The organism is Hydrogenovibrio sp. 3SP14C1 (assembly GCF_029625905.1).
In the GTDB taxonomy this organism is placed as follows: domain Bacteria; phylum Pseudomonadota; class Gammaproteobacteria; order Thiomicrospirales; family Thiomicrospiraceae; genus Hydrogenovibrio.
Genome location: NZ_JARTLM010000155.1, coordinates 1 through 264, shown reverse-complemented (window position 1 = coordinate 264; position 264 = coordinate 1). Strand labels below are relative to the sequence as shown.

Annotated in this window: 1 protein-coding gene; it reads right to left on the bottom strand. The window is 50.8% G+C overall.

The features are described from left to right. Nucleotides 1-264, bottom strand: a 264-nt coding sequence (dapF, locus tag P8629_RS12035) for a diaminopimelate epimerase (protein ID WP_278166348.1), incomplete at both ends; no start/stop codon positions are given.

Genomic DNA, 264 nt, shown 5'->3' with positions numbered 1-264 from the left:
CCGTAACGGTATCATCCAACAAATCTTGTAAAATGCCGACCGCAACAGCGGCACAAGCACCGCTACCGCAGGCCTGAGTTTCACCAGCACCACGTTCGTAAACCCGCAGATTAATTTGCTGACGATTGACAACCTGCATAAAGCCAGCATTAACACGCTCAGGGAAACGTTCATGCGACTCTAATAAAGGACCGATTCGTTCAACCTCAGCGGTAGCGATATCCTCTACCACGGTCACCACATGGGGATTACCCATACTGACGG